Here is a 4,685-nt window from a genome sequence, read left to right as displayed (position 1 = left end):
TGTGGCGGCGCAGCGCCACCGCGGCGCGGGCGGGGTCGGCGGCCAGCAGCTCGGTGGCGCGTTCCATGAGGGCGGCTGCCTCGGCGGTGCGCAGCGCGGCGAGATCCATGGGCCCATTGTCGGCGGCGGGGAACGGGGCGGTGAAGGCCGCCCGAACTGGCACTCGGGTGAGGAGAGTGCCAATGGGGTTGGGGGCGTTGGCACTCTCGGGGGGAGGGTGCTAATTTGGGCGACGGGCCGGGGGTCGGACTCGCCTTCCCGCGACGCCGGGATCGACCCGCTTCGGCCCACCAATTCAGCAGTTCACGAACGTAAAGGGGAGCTCCACATGGGCACCGCGACCAAAGTGGCCATCAAGCCGCTCGAGGACCGCATCGTGGTCCAGACCAACGAGGCCGAGACCACCACTGCTTCGGGCATCGTGATTCCCGACACCGCCAAGGAGAAGCCCCAGGAGGGCACCGTCCTGGCCGTCGGACCGGGCCGGGTCGACGACAAGGGTAACCGCGTCCCGATCGACGTCAAGGTCGGCGACGTCGTCCTGTACTCGAAGTACGGCGGCACCGAGGTGAAGTACTCCGGCGAGGACTACCTGGTCCTGTCGGCTCGCGACGTCCTGGCCGTCATCGAGAAGTAACCGTCTTCGTCAGCGCCTGCGGCACCGTCTTCATGCCGCGGGCTGTCTCTTGAGGAGGTACAAGCATGCCGAAGATCCTGAGCTTCTCCGACGAGGCCCGCTCCAATCTGGAGCACGGCGTCGACCACCTCGCCGACACCGTCAAGGTGACCCTGGGGCCCAAGGGCCGCAACGTCGTCCTTGACAAGCAGTTCGGCGCACCGACGATCACCAACGACGGCGTCACCATCGCCAAGGAGATCGAGCTGGACGACCCCTACGCCAACCTGGGTGCCCAGCTCGTCAAGGAGGTCGCCACCAAGACCAACGACGTGGCCGGGGACGGCACCACCACCGCGACGGTGCTGGCGCAGGCCCTGGTCCACCAGGGTCTGCGCAACGTGGCCGCGGGCGCCAGTCCCGTGTCGCTGAAGCGCGGCATGGACGCCGCCGCCAAGGCGATCAACGACGCCCTGCTGGAGCGCGCCACCCCGGTGTCCGACAAGGACTCCATCGCGAAGGTGGCCACCATCTCGGCGCAGGACGCCACCATCGGCGAGCTGATCGCCGAGGCGTTCCAGACCGTGGGCTCCGACGGCGTCATCACCGTCGAGGAGGGCTCCACGCTGGCCACCGAGCTGGAGGTCACCGAGGGGATGCAGTTCGACAAGGGCTTCATCTCCCCGCACTTCGTCACCGACAGCGAGGAGCAGGAGGCCGTCCTGGAGGACGCGCACATCCTGATCACCAACTCCAAGATCTCCGCGATCGAGGAGCTGCTGCCGGTGCTGGAGGTGGTGCAGCAGTCGTCCAAGCCGCTGCTGATCATCGCCGAGGACGTCGAGGGCCAGGCCCTGGCGACCCTGGTGGTCAACGCGGTCCGCAAGACGCTCCACGTCGCCGCCGTGAAGGCGCCGGCCTTCGGCGACCGCCGCAAGGCGATCCTGGAGGACATCGCGACCCTCACCGGCGGCCAGCTGGTCAGCGACGAGATCGGCCTCAAGCTGGACCAGGTCGGCCTGGCCGACCTGGGCGGCGCCCGCCGCATCGTCATCACCAAGGACACCACCACCATTGTGGATGGTTTCGGTGACAAGTCCGCCGTCGAGCAGCGGGTCGCGCAGATCCGCAAGCAGGCGGAGGACACCGACTCCAGCTGGGACCGCGAAAAGCTCGAGGAGCGGCTGGCCAAGCTGTCCGGCGGCGTCGCCGTCATCAAGGTCGGCGCGGCCACCGAGGTCGAGCTGAAGGAGCGCAAGCACCGCATCGAGGACGCGGTGTCGGCCACCCGCGCCGCCCTCGAGGAGGGCGTCGTTCCCGGTGGCGGTGCCGCCCTGGTGGGCATCCGCGAGGTGCTGGCCAAGGTGGACGTCGACGAGGATTCGGCGGTCGGCGTGCGGATCGTGGAGAAGGCGCTGTCGGCGCCGCTGCACCGCATCGCCAGCAACGCCGGCGCCCTGGGCGACGTCGTGGTCCACAACGTGGCGACCGCCTCGTGGGGCCACGGGTACAACGCGCTGTCCGACTCCTACGGCGACCTGGTCGCCGAGGGCATCCTGGACCCGGTCAAGGTCACCCGCAACGCCGTGAACAACGCGGTGAGCATCGCGGGCCTCACCCTGACCACCGATGTCCTGATCGTGGACAAGCCGGAGAACGCGGACGAAGAGGCCGGTCACGGCCACAGCCACGGGCACGGCCACGCGCACCAGCACGGCCCGGGGTTCTAGAAGACGCAAAAAAAGTTCACGAATTTTCGGCGTGGGTGTCACCGTTTCGGGTGACACCCACGCCGCTTGTCATCTGCGAAAACGCCCCGCGCCTCACGCAACGTAGTAGCGCCGTCACTCGCATTCTGCGAAAACTATCTGCATAACCACGTCATACCCCGATCGGTGATCACTCTCACGACTGAGGGAACCCCTCAAACGGAGTGAAAGGTGAGGTCACGTGAAAACCGTTCTGGTCTGTGTCAAGACCCCGGAGGCGGCTCAGCGTATCACCGCCAGCGCCACCCGCATGGGCATGGCACAGACGGTGCGTACGGTGCTGACCACCGAAGAGGTCCACGCGCGGATGACCACCACCCTGGTGGATGTCGTCCTGGTCGATGTCGGCCTGGCGAAGCCCGATCCGGTGCAGTTCACCCGCAACGTGCTGGCCCGGCAACCGGGAACCGGCGTCGTCATGGTCGGCGCCATCGATCCGAGGGTGGCGGCGATGACCGTCGCCGCCGGCGCGCGGGGCGTCGTGCGCGGCGGGGGAGAAGAGGGTGAGGATCTGGTGGTCGCGTTGACCCAGGCCATCATGCTCATCTGCCCGCGCATCAACGGCTGCGTCCGGCGGGTACCGGGTCAGCGCAGCGGCCCGGTCGGCCTGACGCAGCGGGAAATGCAAGTCCTACGGGGGATGAGCGAGGGAAAGAGCAACGCGGAGATCGGCCGCGACCTCTTCGTCTCCGAAGACACCATCAAGACCCACGCCCGGAGGCTGTTTCGCAAGCTCGGCGCCCGCGACCGCGCGCACGCCGTGGCGGAGGCCTTCCGGGGAGGAATCGTTACCTGAGGGAGGGATCGTGACGGGGGACGCCGGCCGCACGGTCGTCGGCGTCCTCCGTCACGGAACTACGCGACGGTGATCGGCACGGACACCCGGATATCGGCGACGGAATGTCCGATCTGGAGGGTGTACCGGCCCGCGCGGGTGTGCCAGGAGTGGGACCGAGGGTCCCAGACCTGAACGGCGCGACGGGGAATCGACACGGTCGCCGTGGCGGACTCCGCGGCGGCGGCGCTCACCGAGGTGAAGCCCGCCAGCCAGCGCTCCGGGCGATCGTCCTCGTCGGACTCCGACGCCAGGTACACCTGCACCACCTCGCGGCCGCCCCGGTCGCCGGAGTTGGTGACGGTGACCGACACGCCGCCCAGCCGCTCGTCCGCGCCGTCGGCCTCGAAGGACGCCTCGCCGTAGGTCCAGTCGGTGTAGCCCAGGCCGTGCCCGAACCAGAAGGCCGGCTCGGTCTCGCCGCGCCGCCAGGCGCGGTAGCCGATGAAGATCCCCTCGTCGTAGCGCAGCTCGCCGCCGCTGGGATCCACGTTAGACACCGGGGCGTCGGCCAGGGTCTTGGGCCACGTGGTGGGCAGCCGCCCGCCCGGTTCGTGGGTCCCGGTGAGCACGTCGGCCAGCGCGGCGCCGAGCTCCTGGCCGCCGAACCAGGTCAGCAGGATCGCCGGAACCTCGGCGGCCCAGGGCATCTCGACCGGCGAGCCCGCCGACACCACCGCGACAGTGTTCGGGTTGGCGGCGGCGACCCGCGCCACCAGCTCGTCCTGGCGGCCGGGCAGCCGCAGGCTGGTGCGGTCGAAGCCCTCGCTCTCCACCGCCTCGGTGGTGGCCACGGCGACGATCGCGACGTCGGCGGCGGCCGCGGCCTCGACGGCCTGCTCGATGCCGGTGTCGACGTCGGGAATCGGGTCGGCGTGGCCGATCCGGAAGCTGATCATCCGGGACAGCAGGGTCCGCGAGATGCCGGAGTCGTCGGGCACCGTGCGCGTCACCGACACCTCGATCGGCACGTCGGCGGCCAGGTCCACCACCACCCGGTGCTCGGGCGGGTCGACGAACGCCGTCACGACCTCCTCGGACTCCGGACGCAGCATGCCGTTGAACAGCGCCGCGCCGTCCACCGCGAACTCGAAGGCGCCGATGCCGGCCACCGCGAACTCATGGCGCCCGGCGACCCTCGGGGTGAACGTCCCCGACAGCCTCACCTGAGCGATGTCGCCGAGATCGGCGCCGCCGGGGTACTCGCCCATCCAGTTGATCATCGCGTCCGCCACGGCCTCGCGATGCCGCACCGCGCCGGAGGCGTCGCTCACCTCGACGTGGAGCTCGGCGTCGTCGCGCATCGGCGGCAGCTTGGTGCGGGCGTCCAGGGCGGGCACGAAGTCCAGCTCGACGCCGTCGCCCAGCGCCGCCCGCAGGCCGTCCAGCGGCGACACGACGTGGGGAGGGAACACCTGCGCGCTGCCGCCGCCCATCGCGCGGGGCTCGGCGGCGGGCAGCCCGA

General features: G+C 69.9%; 4 protein-coding genes. 3 read left to right on the top strand and 1 reads right to left on the bottom strand.

The features are described from left to right. The first annotated feature begins 328 nt into the window (after positions 1 to 328). From groES to VE172_RS06370, 3 genes are all read left to right on the top strand, one after another. Complete coding sequence (gene groES / locus VE172_RS06380; RefSeq protein ID WP_324798759.1) at positions 329 to 637, top strand: co-chaperone GroES; 309 nt, start codon at positions 329 to 331, stop codon at positions 635 to 637. A 65-nt stretch (positions 638 to 702) separates the two neighbouring features. Further along, positions 703 to 2,346: a chaperonin GroEL gene (groL, locus tag VE172_RS06375; protein WP_324798756.1), complete on the top strand. Its 1,644-nt coding sequence runs from the start codon at positions 703 to 705 to the stop codon at positions 2,344 to 2,346. A 220-nt stretch (positions 2,347 to 2,566) separates the two neighbouring features. Next, complete coding sequence (locus VE172_RS06370; protein ID WP_324798751.1) at positions 2,567 to 3,181, top strand: helix-turn-helix transcriptional regulator; 615 nt, start codon at positions 2,567 to 2,569, stop codon at positions 3,179 to 3,181. Between the two features lie 59 nt (positions 3,182 to 3,240). Here the strand turns inward: VE172_RS06370 and VE172_RS06365 are convergent. Next, the coding region (locus tag VE172_RS06365; protein WP_324798748.1) for a glycoside hydrolase family 3 C-terminal domain-containing protein at positions 3,241 to 4,685 on the bottom strand (1,445 nt) is incomplete at its 5' end.

It is taken from the genome of Stackebrandtia sp. (assembly GCF_035643755.1).
GTDB lineage: Bacteria > Actinomycetota > Actinomycetes > Mycobacteriales > Micromonosporaceae > Stackebrandtia.
The sequence above is the reverse complement of the archived record's forward strand: the minus strand, read 5'-3'. Positions and strand labels throughout refer to the sequence as shown.

What these genes read in the sequence shown, in the direction of transcription:
- groL (WP_324798756.1), top strand. Translation starts at nt 703, where the DNA reads ATGCCGAAGATCCTGAGCTTCTCCGACGAGGCCCGCTCCAATCTGGAG.
- groES (WP_324798759.1), top strand. Translation starts at nt 329, where the DNA reads ATGGGCACCGCGACCAAAGTGGCCATCAAGCCGCTCGAGGACCGCATC.